The sequence below is a fragment of the Paenibacillus sp. FSL R10-2796 genome (assembly GCF_037965315.1).
GTDB lineage: Bacteria > Bacillota > Bacilli > Paenibacillales > Paenibacillaceae > Paenibacillus_AQ > Paenibacillus_AQ odorifer.
In genome coordinates, this window is the sequence record NZ_CP150178.1 from 139,533 (window position 1) to 158,769 (window position 19,237).

At 47.3% G+C, this 19,237-nt stretch carries 13 protein-coding genes, 10 tRNA genes and 3 rRNA genes; 25 read left to right on the plus strand and 1 reads right to left on the minus strand.

All coding sequences use genetic code 11. The annotated features are described in order from the left end of the window. Positions 1–9 precede the first annotated feature (9 nt). The 23 genes from NST58_RS00655 to NST58_RS00765 all read left to right on the plus strand — a co-directional run bounded on the left by NST58_RS00655 (position 10) and on the right by NST58_RS00765 (position 15,430). Complete coding sequence (locus NST58_RS00655; RefSeq protein ID WP_076187197.1) at positions 10–261, plus strand: DUF2508 family protein; 252 nt, start codon at positions 10–12, stop codon at positions 259–261. A gap of 33 nt (positions 262–294) precedes the next feature. Continuing rightward, positions 295–561, plus strand: a complete 267-nt coding sequence (locus tag NST58_RS00660) for a pro-sigmaK processing inhibitor BofA family protein (RefSeq protein ID WP_038568084.1) — start codon at positions 295–297, stop codon at positions 559–561. Between the two features lie 301 nt (positions 562–862). Beyond that, positions 863–2,420 (plus strand): 16S ribosomal RNA (locus NST58_RS00665). A 124-nt stretch (positions 2,421–2,544) separates the two neighbouring features. Then, a 5S ribosomal RNA gene (rrf, locus tag NST58_RS00670) occupies positions 2,545–2,661 on the plus strand. Between the two features lie 46 nt (positions 2,662–2,707). Beyond that, positions 2,708–2,784 (plus strand) — tRNA-Ile (locus NST58_RS00675). A gap of 24 nt (positions 2,785–2,808) precedes the next feature. After that, positions 2,809–2,884, plus strand: a tRNA-Ala gene (locus tag NST58_RS00680). 139 nt (positions 2,885–3,023) lie between these two features. Continuing rightward, positions 3,024–5,950, plus strand: a 23S ribosomal RNA gene (locus NST58_RS00685). Together the 16S, 23S and 5S rRNA genes with 10 tRNA genes alongside form the textbook arrangement of a ribosomal RNA operon. Before the next feature lie 82 nt (positions 5,951–6,032). Continuing rightward, positions 6,033–6,124: transfer RNA gene (locus tag NST58_RS00690), tRNA-Ser, on the plus strand. 30 nt (positions 6,125–6,154) lie between these two features. Then, positions 6,155–6,231: transfer RNA gene (locus NST58_RS00695), tRNA-Met, on the plus strand. An 8-nt stretch (positions 6,232–6,239) separates the two neighbouring features. Further along, positions 6,240–6,315 (plus strand) — tRNA-Val (locus NST58_RS00700). Between the two features lie 31 nt (positions 6,316–6,346). After that, a tRNA-Thr gene (locus NST58_RS00705) sits at positions 6,347–6,422 on the plus strand. A 14-nt stretch (positions 6,423–6,436) separates the two neighbouring features. Continuing rightward, positions 6,437–6,514, plus strand: a tRNA-Asp gene (locus NST58_RS00710). 62 nt (positions 6,515–6,576) lie between these two features. Beyond that, positions 6,577–6,649: transfer RNA gene (locus NST58_RS00715), tRNA-Phe, on the plus strand. An 8-nt stretch (positions 6,650–6,657) separates the two neighbouring features. Beyond that, positions 6,658–6,743 (plus strand) — tRNA-Tyr (locus tag NST58_RS00720). Between the two features lie 5 nt (positions 6,744–6,748). Continuing rightward, positions 6,749–6,821, plus strand: a tRNA-Lys gene (locus NST58_RS00725). A 149-nt stretch (positions 6,822–6,970) separates the two neighbouring features. After that, entirely contained in the window at positions 6,971–8,065 is a 1,095-nt protein-coding gene (locus NST58_RS00730; RefSeq protein WP_339245637.1) for a helix-turn-helix domain-containing protein, read from the plus strand. Positions 8,066–8,176: 111 nt separating this feature from the next. After that, positions 8,177–9,298 carry a sn-glycerol-3-phosphate ABC transporter ATP-binding protein UgpC gene (gene ugpC / locus NST58_RS00735; protein WP_076126826.1) on the plus strand — a complete coding sequence of 374 codons (1,122 nt, stop codon included), beginning with the start codon at positions 8,177–8,179 and terminating at the stop codon, positions 9,296–9,298. Between the two features lie 210 nt (positions 9,299–9,508). Continuing rightward, the gene (gene hprK, locus NST58_RS00740; RefSeq protein ID WP_036687047.1) at positions 9,509–10,447 is read left to right on the plus strand and encodes an HPr(Ser) kinase/phosphatase; all 939 of its coding nucleotides are present in this window, start codon (positions 9,509–9,511) and stop codon (positions 10,445–10,447) included. A 12-nt stretch (positions 10,448–10,459) separates the two neighbouring features. Further along, positions 10,460–11,491, plus strand: coding sequence for a prolipoprotein diacylglyceryl transferase (gene lgt, locus NST58_RS00745; protein ID WP_076126827.1), 1,032 nt, complete (start codon positions 10,460–10,462; stop codon positions 11,489–11,491). Positions 11,492–11,496: 5 nt separating this feature from the next. Next, positions 11,497–12,153: a pyrophosphatase PpaX gene (gene ppaX / locus NST58_RS00750; RefSeq protein WP_076126829.1), complete on the plus strand. Its 657-nt coding sequence runs from the start codon at positions 11,497–11,499 to the stop codon at positions 12,151–12,153. Beyond that, positions 12,150–12,659, plus strand: coding sequence for an acyltransferase (locus tag NST58_RS00755; protein WP_170914218.1), 510 nt, complete (start codon positions 12,150–12,152; stop codon positions 12,657–12,659). The genes ppaX and NST58_RS00755 overlap by 4 nt, the downstream gene beginning before the upstream one ends. A gap of 293 nt (positions 12,660–12,952) precedes the next feature. Further along, complete coding sequence (locus tag NST58_RS00760) at positions 12,953–14,161, plus strand: acyltransferase (protein WP_076186883.1); 1,209 nt, start codon at positions 12,953–12,955, stop codon at positions 14,159–14,161. Between the two features lie 111 nt (positions 14,162–14,272). Beyond that, positions 14,273–15,430, plus strand: coding sequence for an acyltransferase (locus NST58_RS00765; protein WP_076126832.1), 1,158 nt, complete (start codon positions 14,273–14,275; stop codon positions 15,428–15,430). 70 nt (positions 15,431–15,500) lie between these two features. Here the strand turns inward: NST58_RS00765 and gntK are convergent, their stop codons facing one another. Next, on the minus strand, positions 15,501–17,030 hold the full coding sequence (gntK, locus tag NST58_RS00770; RefSeq protein WP_339248747.1) for a gluconokinase: 1,530 nt from the start codon (positions 17,028–17,030) through the stop codon (positions 15,501–15,503). A gap of 280 nt (positions 17,031–17,310) precedes the next feature. Between gntK and NST58_RS00775 the strand changes: the two genes are divergently transcribed. Together NST58_RS00775 and hisG are read left to right on the plus strand one after the other, a co-directional pair. Next, positions 17,311–18,528, plus strand: coding sequence for an ATP phosphoribosyltransferase regulatory subunit (locus NST58_RS00775; RefSeq protein WP_339245640.1), 1,218 nt, complete (start codon positions 17,311–17,313; stop codon positions 18,526–18,528). 69 nt (positions 18,529–18,597) lie between these two features. Then, positions 18,598–19,236 (plus strand): ATP phosphoribosyltransferase, encoded by a 639-nt coding sequence (gene hisG / locus NST58_RS00780; protein WP_036687062.1) that lies wholly within the window; start codon positions 18,598–18,600, stop codon positions 19,234–19,236. Position 19,237: the final 1 nt, after the last annotated feature.

Sequence of the window (19,237 nt, forward strand, 5' to 3'; positions counted from 1 at the left end):
GGAATTGAAATGGGATGGTGGAGAGAGCTGTGGTGGGGAGTGGATAAGGAACAAGGCGAAAAGGAAAGTGAGGGATGGGAAACCCTCCTAGAGGTCCGTAAGGCGCATTCAGAGTGGGAGAGGGCGTACCTGATGTTCGACGAGGCGTTGGGACAGGATCAGATAGATTACGCGATATATATTTTGGAGGCTGCAGAACGTAAATATCAGATACATCTCAAACATGCAAAAAGCTTGGGGTTGAACAGCAGTCAAATATAAGGGCTTATAAATAAATGTATAAGGGGGATCTACATGCTTAGAATGATAGCTATGGGCGTATTGATATTATCCGTTATCTTATTAGGTTTAGTTGTATTTAGAAAAAAGCTGGGTTTTGGGTGGCTAAGTTTATTTGGGGTTCATTTGGTATTGGCTGCACTCGGGATATATGTAGTGAACTTCTCAGGTTTGCTCACGCAGGTGTATATCCCTTTGAACCCTGCAACTATAGGCGCAGTAACGGTTCTTGGGCTTCCTGGCGTGGTTATGTTACTCGGATTAAGAATAATTTTATTTTAATGCTTGACGTGGCTTTGAAAAATATGATACATTAAGTCTCGCCCGTTTGGACAAGCTGTTGATTAACAACTTGCTGAAATGGTCAAGCAAAAAAAGAAATTAAAAAAATGCTTGACGAAAACAAAGGCGCTGTGATATATTATAAAGGTCGCTGCTGACAAGCAACGACGACGAAAGATGAGACATTGATCTTTGAAAACTGAACAACGAGTGAGTGGGAAATCACGTAAGTGAAATCCAAATTAGAGAATTAATTTTCTCGTCAGATGTTTCAAAATGAGCATATCGCTCTTTTCAATACTAATTGGAGAGTTTGATCCTGGCTCAGGACGAACGCTGGCGGCGTGCCTAATACATGCAAGTCGAGCGGAGTTACTTTGAAAGCTTGCTTTCAAAGTAACTTAGCGGCGGACGGGTGAGTAACACGTAGGCAACCTGCCCTTCAGACTGGGATAACTACCGGAAACGGTAGCTAATACCGGATAATTTCTTTTTTCTCCTGAGAGAAGAATGAAAGACGGAGCAATCTGTCACTGAGGGATGGGCCTGCGGCGCATTAGCTAGTTGGTGGGGTAACGGCCCACCAAGGCGACGATGCGTAGCCGACCTGAGAGGGTGAACGGCCACACTGGGACTGAGACACGGCCCAGACTCCTACGGGAGGCAGCAGTAGGGAATCTTCCGCAATGGGCGAAAGCCTGACGGAGCAACGCCGCGTGAGTGATGAAGGTTTTCGGATCGTAAAGCTCTGTTGCCAGGGAAGAACGTCCGGTAGAGTAACTGTTACCGGAGTGACGGTACCTGAGAAGAAAGCCCCGGCTAACTACGTGCCAGCAGCCGCGGTAATACGTAGGGGGCAAGCGTTGTCCGGAATTATTGGGCGTAAAGCGCGCGCAGGCGGCTATTTAAGTCTGGTGTTTAAACCTTGGGCTCAACCTGAGGTCGCACTGGAAACTGGGTGGCTTGAGTACAGAAGAGGAAAGTGGAATTCCACGTGTAGCGGTGAAATGCGTAGATATGTGGAGGAACACCAGTGGCGAAGGCGACTTTCTGGGCTGTAACTGACGCTGAGGCGCGAAAGCGTGGGGAGCAAACAGGATTAGATACCCTGGTAGTCCACGCCGTAAACGATGAGTGCTAGGTGTTAGGGGTTTCGATACCCTTGGTGCCGAAGTTAACACAGTAAGCACTCCGCCTGGGGAGTACGGTCGCAAGACTGAAACTCAAAGGAATTGACGGGGACCCGCACAAGCAGTGGAGTATGTGGTTTAATTCGAAGCAACGCGAAGAACCTTACCAGGTCTTGACATCCCTCTGAATCTGCTAGAGATAGCAGCGGCCTTCGGGACAGAGGAGACAGGTGGTGCATGGTTGTCGTCAGCTCGTGTCGTGAGATGTTGGGTTAAGTCCCGCAACGAGCGCAACCCTTAACTTTAGTTGCCAGCAAGTAATGTTGGGCACTCTAGAGTGACTGCCGGTGACAAACCGGAGGAAGGTGGGGATGACGTCAAATCATCATGCCCCTTATGACCTGGGCTACACACGTACTACAATGGCCGGTACAACGGGAAGCGAAGCCGCGAGGTGGAGCCAATCCCATCAAAGCCGGTCTCAGTTCGGATTGCAGGCTGCAACTCGCCTGCATGAAGTCGGAATTGCTAGTAATCGCGGATCAGCATGCCGCGGTGAATACGTTCCCGGGTCTTGTACACACCGCCCGTCACACCACGAGAGTTTACAACACCCGAAGTCGGTGGGGTAACCCGCAAGGGAGCCAGCCGCCGAAGGTGGGGTAGATGATTGGGGTGAAGTCGTAACAAGGTAGCCGTATCGGAAGGTGCGGCTGGATCACCTCCTTTCTATGGAGAATCGTTCTCTGCAATGAGAACATTCAAATCGGAAGTTTAACTTCCACAATAGAACCCTCGGGTTCGAACACTCACTCGTGTTCAGTTTTGAAAGAGCAAGTCTCTTTCGTATGCGTTTGGTGGCGATAGCGGAGGGGTTCCACACGTACCCATCCCGAACACGACCGTTAAGCCCTCCAGCGCCGATGGTACTTGGACCGAAGGGTCCTGGGAGAGTAGGACGTTGCCAAGCGGACAACCAATTCATTGGTTGATTCACAATGTTATATATGTTATATGGGCTTTTAGCTCAGTTGGTTAGAGCGCACCTCTGATAAGGGTGAGGTCGGTGGTTCGAGTCCACCAAGGCCCACCATATAACATTATAGAGTAATTTTATGGGGCCATAGCTCAGCTGGGAGAGCGCCTGCCTTGCAAGCAGGAGGTCAGCGGTTCGATCCCGCTTGGCTCCACCATAAATTTTTAAATGAATAACTTTTTCAACTTGATCCTTGAAAACTGGATACCGAAACGAATTTGCGTTTTAGAACATCTTTTAGCAACTTGTGCAAACAAGTAAATGTTATTAGTGAGATTTTTCTTCGGAAGAATCAAGGTTAAGCTAATAAGAGCACACGGAGGATGCCTAGGCGCCAGGAGCCGACGAAGGACGTGGCGAACAACGAAACTGCCTCGGGGAGCTGTAAGCAAGCTTTGATCCGGGGGTGTCCGAATGGGGAAACCCAGCTGTGGTAATTCGCAGTTACTCATTTCTGAATACATAGGAAATGTAGAGGCAGACCAGGGGAACTGAAACATCTAAGTACCCTGAGGAAGAGAAAACAATAGTGATTCCGTCAGTAGCGGCGAGCGAACGCGGAACAGCCTAAACCTAAGAGCTTGCTCTTAGGGGTTGTGGGACGTCTCACATGGAGTTACAAAGGAATATGGTAGGTGAAGAGGTCTGGAAAGGCCCGCGATAGAGGTAAAAGCCCTGTAGCCTAAACTGTGTTCTCTCCGAGACGGATCCCGAGTAGTGCGGGGCACGTGAAACCCCGTATGAATCCAGCAGGACCATCTGCTAAGGCTAAATACTACCTGGCGACCGATAGTGAAACAGTACCGTGAGGGAAAGGTGAAAAGCACCCCGGAAGGGGAGTGAAATAGAACCTGAAACCGTGTGCTTACAAAAAGTCAGAGCCCTATTAATGGGTGATGGCGTGCCTTTTGTAGAATGAACCGGCGAGTTACGTTTAACATGCAAGGTTAAGCCGAGAAGGTGGAGCCGCAGCGAAAGCGAGTCTGAATAGGGCGAATTAGTATGTGGACGTAGACCCGAAACCGTGTGATCTACCCCTGTCCAGGGTGAAGGTGCGGTAACACGCACTGGAGGCCCGAACCCACGTACGTTGAAAAGTGCGGGGATGAGGTGGGGGTAGCGGAGAAATTCCAATCGAACTCGGAGATAGCTGGTTCTCCCCGAAATAGCTTTAGGGCTAGCCTCGGTATAAGAGTAGTGGAGGTAGAGCACTGATTGGGTGCGGGGTCCGCAAGGATTACCAAGCTCAGTCAAACTCCGAATGCCATATACTTATTGCCGGGAGTCAGACAGTGAGTGCTAAGATCCATTGTCAAAAGGGAAACAGCCCAGACCATCAGCTAAGGTCCCCAAGTGTGTGTTAAGTGGGAAAGGATGTGGAGTTGCACAGACAACCAGGATGTTGGCTTAGAAGCAGCCACCATTGAAAGAGTGCGTAATAGCTCACTGGTCGAGTGACTCTGCGCCGAAAATGTAACGGGGCTAAACACACCACCGAAGCTATGGCTAGATACGTATGTATCTGGGGTAGGGGAGCGTTGTGTAGGGGTTGAAGGTGTACTGAAAAGAGCGCTGGACACTACACAAGTGAGAATGCCGGTATGAGTAACGAAAAGATCAGTGAGAATCTGATCCGCCGAAAGCCCAAGGTTTCCTGAGGAAGGCTCGTCCGCTCAGGGTAAGTCGGGACCTAAGGCGAGGCCGAAAGGCGTAGTCGAAGGACAACAGTTTGAAATTACTGTACCACCGTAATCCGCTATGAGCGATGGGGTGACGCAGGAGGGTAGTGACGCGGACTGATGGATGTCCGTCTAAGCAGTGAGGCTGATGTGTAGGCAAATCCGCACATCATTAAGGCTGGGCTGTGATGGGGAGCGAAAATTGTAGTAGCGAAGGTCATGATCTCACACTGCCAAGAAAAGCCTCTAGCCAGGAGAAGGTGCCCGTACCGCAAACCGACACAGGTAGGCGAGAAGAGAATTCTAAGGCGCGCGGAAGAACTCTCGTTAAGGAACTCGGCAAAATGACCCCGTAACTTCGGGAGAAGGGGTGCCCCGGTAGTGTGAATAGCACGAGGGGGCCGCAGTGAAAAGGCCCAAGCGACTGTTTAGCAAAAACACAGGTCTGTGCGAAGCCGCAAGGCGAAGTATACGGGCTGACGCCTGCCCGGTGCTGGAAGGTTAAGGGGAGTGGTTAGGGGTAACCCGAAGCTATGAACCGAAGCCCCAGTAAACGGCGGCCGTAACTATAACGGTCCTAAGGTAGCGAAATTCCTTGTCAGGTAAATTCTGACCCGCACGAATGGCGTAACGACTTGGGCGCTGTCTCAACGAGAGATCCGGTGAAATTTTAATACCTGTGAAGATGCAGGTTACCCGCGACAAGACGGAAAGACCCCATGGAGCTTTACTGCAGCTTGATATTGAATTTGGGTACGATCTGTACAGGATAGGTGGGAGCCGTAGAAATCGGAGCGCAAGCTTCGGTGGAGGCGCCGTTGGGATACCACCCTGATCGTATCTAGGTTCTAACCTAGTACCCTTATCGGGTACGGGGACCGTGTCAGGCGGGCAGTTTGACTGGGGCGGTCGCCTCCTAAAGAGTAACGGAGGCGTTCCAAGGTTCCCTCAGAATGGTTGGAAATCATTCGCAGAGTGCAAAGGCATAAGGGAGCTTGACTGCGAGACCTACAAGTCGAGCAGGGACGAAAGTCGGACTTAGTGATCCGGTGGTACCGCATGGAAGGGCCATCGCTCAACGGATAAAAGCTACCCTGGGGATAACAGGCTTATCTCCCCCAAGAGTCCACATCGACGGGGAGGTTTGGCACCTCGATGTCGGCTCATCGCATCCTGGGGCTGAAGTAGGTCCCAAGGGTTGGGCTGTTCGCCCATTAAAGCGGTACGCGAGCTGGGTTCAGAACGTCGTGAGACAGTTCGGTCCCTATCTGTCGTGGGCGCAGGAAATTTGAGAGGAGCTGTCCTTAGTACGAGAGGACCGGGATGGACGTACCGCTGGTGCACCAGTTGTTCCGCCAGGAGCATGGCTGGGTAGCTACGTACGGACGGGATAAGCGCTGAAAGCATCTAAGCGTGAAGCCCCCCTCAAGATGAGATTTCCCAATTAGTAAGACCCCTTGAAGACGACGAGGTAGATAGGTTGGAGGTGGAAGTGCAGTAATGCATGGAGCTGACCAATACTAATCGGTCGAGGGCTTATCCTATACTTAGAATGCAGATTCGTTTCGGATTCAGTTTTCAGGGAGTCAAATTCCTGTTTGGATTGCTGTGGTACTGATATCGTTTGGAGAGATACCCAAGTGGCTATAAGGGGACCCTCTGCTAAGGGGTTAGACTGCGTAAGCGGTGCGTGGGTTCGAATCCCACTCTCTCCGCCATTTTCAATCCATAGCAATACTAATTATTGTGGCGGTGTAGCTCAGCTGGCTAGAGCGTACGGTTCATACCCGTGAGGTCGGGGGTTCGATCCCCTTCGCCGCTACCATAATACCTGGAGGCTTAGCTCAGCTGGGAGAGCATCTGCCTTACAAGCAGAGGGTCGGGGGTTCGATCCCCTCAGCCTCCACCATTTTAATCTTTTAGAATTGCTTTTACACCGTGCCGGTGTAGCTCAACTGGTAGAGCAACTGACTTGTAATCAGTAGGTTGGGGGTTCAAGTCCTCTCGCCGGCACCATTTTTAATTAATGCGGAACCGTGGTGTAGTTGGCCTAACATGCCTGCCTGTCACGCAGGAGACCGCGGGTTCGAATCCCGTCGGTTCCGCCATTTTTTCCACAAAATGAGTGGGAAGTGTAAGAATTTTCCGCTTAATTGTCATGTAATCTTATGGCTCGGTAGCTCAGTCGGTAGAGCAGAGGACTGAAAATCCTCGTGTCGGCGGTTCGATTCCGTCCCGAGCCACCTTTTTTGGGGGATTAGCGAAGTGGCCAAACGCATCAGACTGTAAATCTGCTCACGTACGTGTTCGGTGGTTCGAATCCATCATCCCCCACCATTTATGAGCCATTAGCTCAGTTGGTAGAGCACCTGACTTTTAATCAGGGTGTCGAAGGTTCGAGTCCTTCATGGCTCATCCCAAACAGAAAGTCATCACCTTAGGGTGGTGGCTTTTTTTGTGTTTTTATGTCGTATTATAGTAGCGCGCTGCTGTAGTGATTAACATAATATTAGAGAATATGCTAAAATAGGCGAAAAGAGCAAAAGTGGTGGAGTATGGTGACTATGGATAGCGAAACATTGCGAAAAAAGTTAGAGCAGCTCACCGGAAAGAAAACCGGAATCAAGCAGTTAGGGAGGCAACATTCAGCTTCTCTTTTTAGCCTGGGATTGGAAGCACAAGAACAGCCGGTAATCCATGAAGGTCATCTTTGGGCACCATTATATGAGACTGATGGACGTGTAACCGCTGTCTGGGTGGAATTGGATGGACTTAACCCTTTGGAAATACAATTAGTGAATTATGCAGTTCGAAACTTTGCAATTGCACTAAAAGCTACTGGGGTTAGAGAAGAAGGGGAAGCGGAGGCTCGGCAGCTGGGTACCTGGTTGAACACCGAACTGGAGCAAGAGAAAAATGACTCTGAGATACCCGATGAGATGGCTCTAAAGGGACGTTTATTCGGAGATATGGTTCCATTCCTACTTAGCAGTGAGAATGCACATAGCCCGCAGATCACTTATCGTTCCTTAATGAAGCTGCTGCGCAGCTATTTTGAGAATGAAATTCTGCTTATACCTCTTCAAGAAAAAGAATGGTTAATATTGGCCCGGAAGGAACTACTCACGGGCGGAGATGATAAGGATGAGGAAGAAGAGAGTGTAGATGAAATTCTGGCTCAGACCAGTATGGGCTTGCACGAATTGATAGCTAGCGAATGGGTAGGTGTATTCCATTTGGCTGTAGCTCCGGCTATCGTTCCTGTTAAGGGATTGACGGGATCCGTGGCCTTGCTGAGGGAGACTATTGTACTCGGACGTATTTTCCAAGTGGGTGAATATATTCATTTACCTTGGGAGCTGCATTTGGAACGTTTGGTTAACAGCATTCCTGATGCACGGCGTAAACAGTTACTTGGACAGATTGGCGACTATTCTTCCGTATTATCGGATAAAGAGATGCTGATGACCCTGGAGACGTTTTTTGAGATGGATTGTAATGTAAGTGAAACAGCCAAGAAGTTATATATTCATCGCAACACGCTTTTATACCGTCTGGACAAAATAAAACAGGAGACGGGTGCCGATGTGCGTAGCTTTGGGGACGCTGCTATTGTGAAGCTTACTATGCTTTTGTATAAAGTGACGAAAAGGAAATAGGTTTTTTGTGAACGTTACAAATAGCCACCGTGTCCCGTCTAGGGTAATATAAATGTACAAGGAAAAAAGAATTTTTCAATTAATCAATAATTAACTCGAGGGGGAAATACAATGGCAGGCGTACGTTTAGAGCATATTTTCAAAAAATACCCGGGTTCAGATAAAGCAACAGTAATGGATATCAATCTTGATATTAAAGATAAGGAATTTCTAGTATTGGTTGGACCATCCGGTTGCGGTAAATCCACAACTTTGCGTATGATCGCTGGTCTGGAAGAAATCTCCGAAGGTAAAATGTACATTGGCGATCGTGTAGTCAACGACGTTGCACCTAAAGACCGCGATATCGCGATGGTATTCCAATCCTACGCCCTGTATCCGCATATGAGCGTATACCAAAACATGGCTTTCGGTTTGAAACTTCGTAAAGTGAAGAAAGATGAAATCGACAAGAAAGTACGTGAAGCTGCTAGAATTCTCGATATCGAGCATTTGCTAGATCGTAAACCAAAAGCACTTTCCGGTGGTCAACGCCAACGTGTCGCTTTGGGACGCGCTATCGTACGTGATCCACAAGTCTTCTTGATGGATGAGCCTCTTTCCAACTTGGATGCTAAACTTCGTGGTCAAATGCGCGCTGAAATCACTAAACTGGTTAAACGCCTTGAAACCACTTGTATCTACGTAACGCATGACCAAACAGAAGCTATGACAATGGGTGACCGTATCGTAGTTATGTATGATGGTATCATTCAACAAGCTGCTTCCCCTGAAGAGTTGTACAATGAACCAACTAACCTGTTCGTAGCTGGATTTATCGGATCCCCTACAATGAACTTTATCAATGGTACTTTGTCCGAAGCAAACGGTTCTATCCGTTTCCGCGCTGAGAACCTTGATGTTGAAGTACCAGGCGGAAAAGCTCAAATCATCCGCAGCAAAGGCTACATTGGCAAAGAAGTAATTATGGGCGTTCGTCCAGAAGATATCCATGAAGAGCCAGTATTCTTGGAAGCTTCCCCGAACACAATCTTTACTTCATTGGTTGATGTAACTGAAAACCTTGGTCACGAAATGCTCCTTTACTTGAGCGGCCTTGGTAAATCTACTGTAATCGCTCGTGTAGATGGACGTTCCACTACTCGCGAAGGCAGCAAGCCAAAATTGGCTATCGATATGAACAAAGTTCACTTCTTCGATAAAGAATCCGAAGTTAACATTCTGTTGGGATAAGATCGCAGGATCTTTTCTCTCTTGATAAAGCCACCCGAAAGGGTGGCTTTATTGTTTAATTAGGGTCGTAATGGATAGGCGTTAAGATTGCATTCACAAGCGTTATCAATTAAGATAGCAGGAGAATTACCTCCGGAATTGTAATGAGATCGCTGTCAACCGGACGCAGTAAGCGGACATATACCGCAGGTGACGAAAGGACGAATTTACATGGCTAAGAAAGTAAAAGTATCTGAATTGGTACAACATTTTCAATTAGAGGTTATTTCCGGCCAGGAAGGTCTAAAACGACCTATTACGGTCGATGACCTGAATCGCCCTGGACTAGAGATTGCTGGTTATTTCGAATATTATCCGGAAGAACGTGTTCAATTATTAGGTAAGACAGAACTCGCATTCTTCTCCATGCTGCCTGAAGCTGAACGTAAAAGTAGGCTTCGTGGAATCTGTAATGACAATACCCCTTGTATCGTAATTACCCGTAGTTTGGATGTGCCACAGGAGTTAATTGATATAAGTAATGAAAAGGGACTTCCTGTGCTTCGTAGCTCGATGGCTACGACTATTTTCTCCAGCCGTTTGACGAGCTTCTTAGAAGGGAGATTAGCCCCTACAGCAACGATTCATGGTGTACTCTGTGATGTATATGGTGTAGGTATGCTGATTACTGGTAGTAGTGGTATTGGTAAGAGTGAGACAGCCCTTGAACTTGTAAAACGTGGACATAGACTGATCGCTGATGATGCCGTGGAAATCCGCCAGACTTCAGATAACCAGCTGCATGGTACAGCCCCTGAGTTGATCCGTCACTTGTTGGAAATTCGCGGAGTAGGTATCATTAACGTAATGACACTTTTTGGTGCGGGTGCTATCCGTAATCATAAACGGATTACACTTGTCGTTAGATTAGAGGCTTGGCAGCAAGACAAGCAGTATGACCGGCTTGGACTTGATGAGGAAACAACGCGGATTATTGATACCGATGTTCCACTTGTAACCATTCCTGTACGTCCAGGACGTAACCTTGCCGTTATTATTGAGGTTGCTGCGATGAACTATCGCCTGAAGCAAATGGGCTTTAATGCAGCCCTGCAGTTTACGAATAAGTTAACTGCGACCATATCTGAGGATATGGACGATCTCGATTAGGAGTGTGAGACAATGTTCCCATTAGCAATAGATCCTATTGTATTCTCAATTGGATCACTGCCTGTACACTGGTACGGGTTAATACTAGGGGTCGGTGCACTCGCGGGATTATTTCTTGCGATCCGCGAGGGCAAACGGTTCGGAATCCCGCAAGAATTCTTTATGGATATGCTGCTACTGGGTGTACCCTCGGCAATTATAGGGGCACGGATTTATTTTGTAGCTTTTAAATGGGACGATTATAAGCATAATCTGATAGACGTCTTTAAGATCTGGAATGGCGGCATCGCCATTTACGGCGCATTAATAGGAGCGATTATTTGCGGAATTATTTATTTCCGTTATAAGGGTTACCCTTTCTGGCGTATTGTTGATATTTGTGCACCTGGACTACTGGCGGGTCAAATGATTGGCCGCTGGGGAAACTTTGTCAACCAAGAGGCATACGGCAGCGTAGTTGAGGAATCTTTTTTACGGGATAAACTGCATTTACCTGACTTCATCGTTAATCAAATGTACATAGGAGATGCTTTTCATCATCCGACCTTCCTGTATGAATCTCTTTGGAGCTTACTAGGGATTGCGTTATTGATGGTTCTCCGTCGTCAGAAGTTTGTACGTGCTGGAGAAATCTTCATGTCTTACTTTATATGGTATTCCATCGGTCGGTTCTTCATCGAGGCTGTGCGTACTGACAGTTTAGCTTTTAACGGAAGTGCAGGACTGGCTTCGTTTATAAACGGCTTATGGAGTCCGATGGAATGGTTAGGTTTTGAACAAGGATATCTGGATCCTGCCTATGGTAATATTCGTATTTCTCAGCTGCTTTCTCTACTTATTATTGTGGCAGCTATATTGCTGATCGTTATTCGCAGAGTAACCGGAGAGCCTAAAGCACATTATTCTGACCCTATCGTATGTACTAAACCGATCCAAGCAGATACTGTAGTGCCAGAAAGCGCAGTAAATACACCGCAGAAAACTCGTCAAGGAACACAACCTGAGCAAGGACAGCCAGCGGATGGAGATAAGAAGGAGCAGTAAAACTTATGATAGAATGCGTTCTTTTTGATCTGGATGGAACGATTGTCGATACGAATGAGCTAATCATTAGCTCATTTATGTACGCGCTGAAGGACAATGGTCTGGCTCCACTGACCAGAGAAGAGATAATTCCGCATATGGGAACAACCCTTCAGCAACAGATGAGAGTATTCTCTGGACTAGAGGATGTAAATGGTACGTTAGAAAAGTCCTATCGTTCTTATAATAATGAGCATCATGATGAGTTAGTGCGTTCCTTTCCGCTTGTAAAGGAGACCATTGAGGAGCTCTCGCGTCGTGGGATCAAACTTGGGATTGTAACTACTAAGATCCGTCCAACAACGATCAAGACCCTGGAAAGGTTCGATTTACTTAAGTACATGGATACGATTGTGACTGTGAACGATGTTACTGAACCAAAGCCACATCCGGAGCCCGTACTGACAGCGGTCCACAACCTTGGTGTTGATCCTCGCAAAACCTTAATGATAGGTGACAGTGCAGTTGATATTCAATCAGCCAAAGCTGCCGGTGTATACGCTGCTGGAGTATCTTGGTCTTTGAAGGGCGAGGATACGCTCCGCAAGTATGATCCGGACTTTATCATCCATAACATGAAGGATATTATAGAAATTATGGAGCGAGGAACGAATGAATCGTGAGAAACGTAACCCGTTATCCAGTAGAAGGTCATAACTCACTTTGGTATATTTACCGTACGGTCAGCCCTTGGAAGGGTGTCCGCAACTTTATTTTTATTCAGATTGCCCGCTATTGTCCGATTCTACCGTTAAAGAATTGGATCTATCGACGGATGCTGGGGATGAAGGTTGGTAAACACACGGCTTTTGGTCTTATGGCAATGGTGGATGTGTTTTTTCCGGAGAAAATAACGGTAGGTGAGAATTCTATTATTGGTTATAACACGACGATTCTGGCGCATGAGTATCTGATCAAGGAATATCGTCTGGGCGAAGTGGTGATCGGTGAAAATGTATTGATCGGCGCAAATACAACGATTCTTCCCGGTGTAACCATTGGAGATTGGGCAGTTATAGCTGCTGGCTCCGTGGTGCACAAAAATGTGGCGGCTGGCTCTTTTGTCGGAGGCAATCCTCTGCGAGAGCTGCGCCCCTCTTCAACGGAAGAACATGCGGAACAAGTGTAAACGATGCTTTTTTAACCCTGCAGTTACATATTGCGTTTTTTTAGCGCAGGTTCTGCAGGGTTTCTTGCGTCTTAGAGAAGATTATTAAGGAAACTTTAAGTTCTTCTTAAGTTTTTAGAACAGATACATTCGATATAATTAGCGTTAGTGATAAGGCGAATCCCACGCTAGGCATTCAGCTTCAAATATCAGAATGTAAAATCAGCAGGTGCAGGCTTCCTGGTATTTTCAGTTTCCACATTCCGCTTAGCGTCTCTATGAACAACCATCATAGTAGAGAAGAGGAATATAATATGAACACTGCGAGACAGGAAAGGCTGCCCCAGCTGGATATTTTCAGAGCATTAGCGATCTTAGGCGTATTGCATGTGCATTCCTCATCTTTTGCCGCTGGAGAGCAGGCACTGCATTCCCCTTATTATTACTGGCTGAACTGGATCAACATTTTCTTTAAATTCGGTACGCCCTCATTTATTTTTCTGAGCAGCTTCGTATTGTTTTATAATTATTATGGGCGTCCTGTGACACGCAGCTTGATTATTAATTTCTACCGTCGTCGATTAAAGTATATTTTATTACCTTATCTGCTAGCCTCTATGGGCTATTACGCACTAACCTTATATGTGAACGGACGATTGACCCAGAACCTCGGTGGCAACCTGTACAGCTTTATTAGAGCGTTATTCTCAGGTTCCGCATATGCGCATTTGTATTTTGTATTTATCAGCATTCAGTTTTATTTGCTTTTTCCAGTACTGCTTAAGCTACTCCAGAGTTCCCGCTTTTTAATTAAATGGGCGGTTCCGCTCGGATTGGCACTTCAGTGGGGGTTTATTTTCTGGAATAAATACGAACTGCACATTGTTGAAAAAGGGAGCCTCGCGATCTCTTATCTGGCTTATTATATGATGGGTGCTTATATCGCAATTCACTTTGAGAAGGTGAAGACTTGGCTGATGAAGCCATGGAGGGAGCTAACTGCCAGGCAAAAAGGATGGACTGCCCTGTTAGTGAGCGGGTGGTTAATTGCAGCCTTTATCCATGTGCAGCTATGGTATGTGGCCCGCCATTTTGGGGTGTGGACGGATTCGCTGTGGTACGAGCTATTATGGAATGTCCATACGATGTTATCAGCATTGGTTCTGTTGTATGCTACATTCCTGATCTATCGTAAGGCCTCTCGCGGGATTGTTGCTTTTTTAACACGTTTGGGTGAACTCTCATTTGCGATATATTTGATTCATCCGCTATTGCTGGCGGTATATCGCAGGTTCCGATATCAGATTCCCCTAGAGTCGCTAACATATGTTTTATTCATCTACGGAGGGCTTGTGGTCGCACTGGGAGGGAGCTGGCTTATTGTGCAGTTTGCTTTCCGGCGAGTTCCGGGTTCATGGATTATTTTTGGAAGCGTGCCTCGCTCTTTGGAGTCCAGTCCGCAGGAAAAGTCAGGGTATATCCCTGAGGAACGGGCAAAGGGGTTCGTGCAGCAGGAGAAATAGCGTTAGAAGAAGGTCTGATACACGCACACGCTTAAACGTGGGGAAGTAGCCTTCATAATATTTGATTAAAAAGGCATCACTTCGATGCGGAGCTTAACAGGAGGAAAGATTATGAGACAAAAAGAAAGAATTCCGCAGCTGGATATTTTTCGGGCGATTGCTATTTTTGCAGTGCTGGCTATTCATGCTACTTCACGAACGTTGGCGGAGACACTAGGTACAAACATGTTTCATCCGTTCTTATTTATTAATAAATTCAGCCAGTTCGCCGTACCTTCATTCATATTTTTGAGTGGGTTCGTGCTCTTCTATAACTATATTGACCGTCCGCTGGGTGGCAAAACGCTAGGAAAGTTCTACACTAGAAGGCTGCTTTATATTATTGTGCCTTATGTAGTATTTTCACTGCTGTATTTTGCGTTAAAAATGAATGCCGGGAATACTTGGGGCTTACCTCCGGGGGAGATGGCTTCTAAGCTATGGAAGTATTTATGGACAGGAACGGCATATACGCATCTGTATTATATTATTATCATTATTCAGTTTTACGTGTTATTTCCGCTCATTTTGTGGTGTTTGCAAAAGGTTCGTCATCTGGCGGCTTGGGCGCCGCTGATCGGGTTATTACTACAGTGGGGTTTTGTGCTGCTGAATAAATACATGACCAATCACGGGTATTGGCAGTTATCCAAGGGGAGTCTGGCGATCACTTATTTCTCGTATTTCCTGCTGGGTGCTGGGATTGCAGTGTATTACTCTTCTTTGAAAAAATGGTTAGTGCCTTCACGTGAAGGCTGGCGCGCCGGTAAAGGTCCGGTTTGGATTACGTTGTGGTTGTTATGGATTGTAGCAGGGGTTGTTCATGTTGAGCTATGGTTTAATAATTACACGAAAAAAACTGTCATCAACAGCTTATGGTATGAGGGTTTCTCTAATCTACATGCGCTGCTCTCTTGTGTGGTGCTGTTGCAAATCTCCTTCTTGCTCTATGGAGCGGGTCGTAGCTTGCTGACAAGACTTTTGGTATCCGTAGGAGCATGCTCCTTCGGAATTTATCTATTGCACCCTATGCTGCTGTATTTCTATAGAAAATTACCGTTTCACGGGGGTTCTCTTGCGTACATCGCAGCGATTGTAGGAGGATGGCTTGTTGCGCTGCTGGTTTCATGGCTGGCAGTGGCTCTCGTCTTCCGGTATGTGCCTGCGTCTTGGATTATTTTCGGGTCAGGCGCACAAAAGAAAGCAAAAACAGGCTCCATAAGCGCATAGTCTACTGCTAGGTAATATAAAAGCGCCGGTCTCCCGTATATGCGGGTTGACCGGCGCTTTTATTTTTTGTCTATTCTCCAGCTTGTTCCCGCTGAAACTCCGCAATAGCTTGATACTGGCTTTCCAGACTACGGTAGACGGAAATATAAATCGGCAGCAGCTGTTTGTACACTTTGGTATGTTCATCAATCGGATCATGCTGGTAAGTTGAACCGATCATGTCGAATGCAACATCGAAGGAGTCCACGCGGCCCGTTGCGTAAAGACCAAGCACTACTGCTCCGAGGCAGGAGCTTTCAATACTCTCCGGAATGATGACCTCTTGATCAAAAATATCAGACATCATCTGCCGCCAGACTGAGGAGCGGGCGAAGCCGCCTGTAGCCAGAATTTTGCTAGGACGCCCGATTTGCTCTTCCATAGCCAGCAGAACCATATACATATTGAAGATTACGCCTTCTAGTACCGAGCGAATCATATGCTCCTTATGGTGATTCATCGAAAGGCCGAAGAAGGAGCCACGAGCATCAGGATTCCACAGCGGTGCCCGTTCACCAGTTAAGTAAGGATGGAACAGAAGACCACCGCTACCTGCCGGAACTTGTTCCGCGATGCGCGTTAGAACCTCGTAAGGGTCAATGCCAAGACGTTTGGCGGTTTCGACTTCAGAAGCAGCGAACTCATCCCGTACCCAGCGGAACAACATACCGCCGTTATTAACGGGTCCACCGATCACCCAATGTTTTGGGGTTAAGTTATAACAGAAGGTCCGTCCTTTAGGATCGGTAAGCGGGTGATCCACTACGGTGCGAATCGCTCCGCTTGTTCCAATCGTTGCGGCCACTACACCGGGTTTAATCGCGCCTACGCCAAGGTTGGATAAGACGCCATCACTGGCTCCTACGACAAAAGGTGTCGTCGGGAGCAGTAATAGCTCCTCTGCAAGACCGGGAAGCAGGCCTTGCATGATCTCTGTGGTGGGAACAAGCCGTGAGAGTTGATCTGGTGAAATATGGGCTATCTCCAGGGCCTCTTGATCCCACTCCAAAAGTTCAAGGTTGAGCATGCCTGTAGAAGAGGCAATGGAATGATCGATGATGTATTCGCCGAACAGCCGAGCGAATATGTATTCTTTTATAGAAATGAATTTATAGGCTTGTTGGAACAACTCAGGCTGCTCATCCCGAAGCCACATTAGCTTGGTAATCGGTGACATAGGATGAATAGGCGTTCCTGTGCGCAAATACAACTCATGTCCGTTAAACTCGTTCTTCAGGCGAAGTGCAGACCCGGCACTACGGTTGTCAGCCCAAGTGATGCAGGCGGTAAGTGGTTTACCCAGCTGATCAATTGCAATGACACTGTGCATGGCTGAACTGAAGGAGACGAATAGGATCTTATCTGGAGATACGGCGCTTTGCCGCATGACATTAGAGAGGGTATGAAACACTGCACGTAGGATTTGCTCTGGGTCCTGCTCCGCTATAGAAGGGGAGGGTTGATGCAAGGGATAACCCATATTCGCTTGTGCAACTATGGCTCCATTCTCCTCGAAGAGAACTGCCTTTGTACTTGTAGTACCAATATCAACGCCAATCATATAGGATTTAGTCAAGCGTTAGCCCTTCTTTCTAGTTGAAAGTATATTTTTAGAACACCAATTACAAAATTATGAAGTACAATCGTATTAGCTCATTATAGTATTCGATAAGCGGGGAGGCAAAAATAAAGAAAATGCCAAACGCTCGACTAAGGGTTTGATTGACGAAAAAGCAGTGAACATGATACGATATTGAAAATACTTTAATTTGCTACCACTTTACCATAGTAAAGTAAACATAAACAGTATCTAATGATAACTGACGAGGTGAACAATGAAGATGTCCAAACCAAAGGGATTTGAGAAGCCGTCTGGCGTTCGGGACTATCTGCCCCGGGCCGTAACGAAATTGCGCAAAATTGAGAACGATGTACTGCATTGCATGAGTCGCTGGGGATATCAGCAAATGATGACTCCAACGTTGGAATATTACGATACAGTTGGCGTGGCTAGCTCTACGTCGGACCAGAAGCTCTATAAATTACTTAACAATCGTGGTCAGGCTTTGGTGCTTCGATCAGAAATGACTGCCCCGGTTGCCCGTGTTGTTGCCTCTCTATTGAAGGATGAGCCACTGCCATTGCGTCTGTCATATCACGCGAATGTATTCCGTGCCATTGAGGAAGAAGCGGGGCGGGAAGCGGAGTTCTTCCAGACAGGTGTAGAGCTGGTAGGTGATGATTCACCTGAAGCCGATGCGGAGGTAGTTGCGCTTGCTATTTCTTCGCTGCAAGCCGCGGGTGTGAAGTCTTTTAAGATCGCTATGGGGCATGTAGGCTTTCTGAATGGGTTATTTCAAGAGGCACTTCCTGAACTGCCCGAGGCTCAAGAGGAGCTGAAAAGTCATTTGCTGGGCCGTGACTATGTTTCTTTCCGGGAGACTTTACAGCGGCTGGATCTTACAGAAGCGCAGAAGAACGAACTGGATGGGCTGCTGCGTCTGCGCGGAGGCAAGGAGATTTGTGGACAGGCGCTAGAGCTGAGCAATCATCCGCTCGCGCGTCATTCGATTGATCATTTGTGCAAGGTGTGGGAGGTGCTGGTCTCTTACGGCGTATCACAGCATGTACTGATTGATCTGACGATGATCGGGGACTTTTCCTATTATACAGGCATGACTTTTGAAGGTTATGCAGCGGAGTTAGGATTTCCGGTATGCAGTGGTGGTAGATACGACAATCTGCTGCAACAGTTTGGGCGTCCGATCCCATCCACAGGATTTTCCTTAAAAACGAATCGCATCCTGGATGGTGTAACTGGAGTGGTCGAAGAGGAAGAGCTGCCTATTTTGATCCAATATGATGCGATTCGCAGAAAAGAAGGCTTGGAAGAGGCAACACGCCTGCGGTCAGAGGGTCATGCAGTCGTTACTAGACTTGCTGCAGGTCCAGAAGAGCTTGAAACGGTGAAGCGTTTGGATACGGACACGGTTGAAGCAGAGGGTGTACGGTACGGTGAGATCTATACATTCGTATCTTTTGTAAGTGAGCATGGCTGAGGATATCGCTAGTACAAAAAGTGATTAACATAAATTTTGCATGGAGATGGAAAAGGAGGCAACTTAACAATGGCACAGATATTGAAGGTGGCTATGCCAAAAGGCCGGATTTACGAAAAGGCTGCTGAGCTGTTCCGCCAGGCAGGTCTTCCGATTCCACCGGACGGTGAGGCATCACGCAAGCTTGTTATTCCGCTGCCTGAGGCAGGGATGGAGTTTATATTGGCGAAACCAGTAGATGTACCTACATATGTAGAATATGGCGTGGCGGATATTGGGATCGTGGGCAAGGATGTTTTGCTGGAGGAAGATCGTGATGTATACGAGCTGCTTGATCTTGGCATTGCCCGCTGCCGGATGTCGATCATCGGATTGCCGAACTGGCAGCCGGGAATTCAGCAGCGTGTAGCGACGAAATATCCGAATGTAGCTTCAAGGTATTTTAGGGAGCAGGGCCAACAGGTCGAGGTAGTGAAGCTAAATGGATCCATCGAGCTTGCACCACTGATTGGTCTGGCCGATCGTATTGTGGATATGGTAGAGACCGGGCAAACGCTGCGGGACAACGGATTAATCGAAATGAAGAGTATATTCGAAATTACAAGCCGCCTGGTGGCAAATCGTGTGAGCTATCGGATGAAAAATGAAGAGATACAGCAACTGTGTGACCGACTACAGGCAGTTATAGGGCAACCTAATTTGCGGTAGG

Coding starts and splice junctions, on each gene's coding strand:
- NST58_RS00655 (WP_076187197.1), top strand. CDS start 10: ATGGGATGGTGGAGAGAGCTGTGGTGGGGAGTGGATAAGGAACAAGGC.
- NST58_RS00660 (WP_038568084.1), top strand. CDS start 295: ATGCTTAGAATGATAGCTATGGGCGTATTGATATTATCCGTTATCTTA.
- NST58_RS00730 (WP_339245637.1), top strand. CDS start 6,971: ATGGATAGCGAAACATTGCGAAAAAAGTTAGAGCAGCTCACCGGAAAG.
- ugpC (WP_076126826.1), top strand. CDS start 8,177: ATGGCAGGCGTACGTTTAGAGCATATTTTCAAAAAATACCCGGGTTCA.
- hprK (WP_036687047.1), top strand. CDS start 9,509: ATGGCTAAGAAAGTAAAAGTATCTGAATTGGTACAACATTTTCAATTA.
- lgt (WP_076126827.1), top strand. CDS start 10,460: ATGTTCCCATTAGCAATAGATCCTATTGTATTCTCAATTGGATCACTG.
- ppaX (WP_076126829.1), top strand. CDS start 11,497: ATGATAGAATGCGTTCTTTTTGATCTGGATGGAACGATTGTCGATACG.
- NST58_RS00760 (WP_076186883.1), top strand. CDS start 12,953: ATGAACACTGCGAGACAGGAAAGGCTGCCCCAGCTGGATATTTTCAGA.
- NST58_RS00765 (WP_076126832.1), top strand. CDS start 14,273: ATGAGACAAAAAGAAAGAATTCCGCAGCTGGATATTTTTCGGGCGATT.
- gntK (WP_339248747.1), bottom strand. CDS start 17,030: ATGATTGGCGTTGATATTGGTACTACAAGTACAAAGGCAGTTCTCTTC.
- NST58_RS00775 (WP_339245640.1), top strand. CDS start 17,311: ATGTCCAAACCAAAGGGATTTGAGAAGCCGTCTGGCGTTCGGGACTAT.
- hisG (WP_036687062.1), top strand. CDS start 18,598: ATGGCACAGATATTGAAGGTGGCTATGCCAAAAGGCCGGATTTACGAA.